At 71.4% G+C, this 1,274-nt stretch carries 2 protein-coding genes and 1 pseudogene; 1 reads left to right on the top strand and 2 read right to left on the bottom strand.

The annotated features are described in order from the left end of the window. Together U4E84_RS17690 and U4E84_RS17685 are read right to left on the bottom strand one after the other, a co-directional pair. The coding region (locus tag U4E84_RS17690) for a hypothetical protein (RefSeq protein ID WP_322533392.1) at nucleotides 1-619 on the bottom strand (619 nt) is incomplete at its 3' end. A 36-nt stretch (nucleotides 620-655) separates the two neighbouring features. After that, nucleotides 656-1,021, bottom strand: coding sequence for a hypothetical protein (locus tag U4E84_RS17685; RefSeq protein ID WP_322533391.1), 366 nt, complete (start codon nucleotides 1,019-1,021; stop codon nucleotides 656-658). A gap of 135 nt (nucleotides 1,022-1,156) precedes the next feature. On the opposite strand from U4E84_RS17685, the pseudogene U4E84_RS17680 reads away from it, so the two are divergent. After that, a pseudogene (locus U4E84_RS17680) lies at nucleotides 1,157-1,274 on the top strand (potassium transporter TrkA); the annotation flags it as partial.

Below are 1,274 nucleotides of genomic sequence, written 5' to 3'. Positions count from 1 at the left end.
TCACCCCGTCGCCCGGCCGGAGGGTCCGCTGGACGTACCGGCGCCGCGGGTCGTCGCCGATCGTGAGCGGGCCGACCTCGTACCCGGTCTCCGTGTCGTCGACCCCGTCGACCGCGTCGATGAACCCCCGAACGTGCTCGGGCGGCTCCTCGCCGGCGTCGAGCTTGACCTTCTCGTCGACGTCGAGGGAGAAGGTCGCCGCCGCGGGGTCGACCAGGACGCCGGTCCCGCCGTCGTCGACCCGGAAGGGGACGCCGGCCTCGCCCCGGTCGATCGTGACCCACGACTGCCCTTCGCCCTGACTTCGGAGCTCGGAGACGTCGTACTCGACGCAGAGGCACGGGTCGCCGCCGAACGGCGCGGGGAGCGTCTCGCCGTCGACTTCGGCGGCGCGGCCACTGACTCGTATCCGCCGTTCCGCCCCGTCGAGCCCGGTCGGACTCGTCGCAGTCGTTCGGAGGATTTGGGCCGCGTTGACGATGCCGCTCGCGCCGCGCGCGAAAAACGAGACGCCGAGGACCACCGCGCCGGCGCCGGCGACGGTCGTGACAGGGTCGACGGTGCTCATGACGGCCGGGACGAGGGCAGAAGCCGCGGCTGCCGCGTGGAGGGCGCACATGCGTACGGCCGCGGTACCGGGCCGCGACAGGTAGAACTACCGGTCGCGGTCGCGGTCGGAACGCGTACGGTCCGAGCGGCCGCGGTCCGAGCGGCTCCCCCCGCCGCCTCCGCCGGTCCGGTCCTCGGCGTCGTCCGCGACCGCGTCGGCGTAGCGGTCGAGGAACTCCTCGGTGGTGAGGCCGTCGGACTCGATCGAGAGGATCAGCGATTCGAGGCCGTCGCGGGGTTGGTGAGAGATCTCGTCGTCGCAGTCGGCACAGAGGTACTCGAACTCCTTGTCGCGCCGGGTCCAGCGGTCGCCCTCCTTGTCGTACTCGCGCGCGTCTTCCCGCAACACGGAGTCCCCGCACGCGATGCACACCACCGTCCGCCGGTCCCGACTCCCTCGGGAGCCCCACATATCCGCCCTCTCGGTCCCGCCCCACTTAGGGTTTGGTACGCGGCTGACGCCCGTCGGACGGAGTCTCGGGCCGGTCGGGCGCGACCCGCGCGGCGTGACGTACAGACATATTACGGTGGGCGCGCTGATGCCCGTATGACGATCACCGAGTCCGACCTCCCGGGGGTCGGCAAGAAGTTCGAGATCGAGTTAGGCGGCGGCGAGGCGATGATCGTCGTCATCCACAACACCGGGAAACGCGAGGTGTTCCGGC

The sequence above is a fragment of the Halorubrum sp. AD140 genome (assembly GCF_034497445.1).
In the GTDB taxonomy this organism is placed as follows: Archaea; Halobacteriota; Halobacteria; order Halobacteriales; family Haloferacaceae; genus Halorubrum.
The sequence above is the reverse complement of the archived record's forward strand: the minus strand, read 5'-3'. Positions and strand labels throughout refer to the sequence as shown.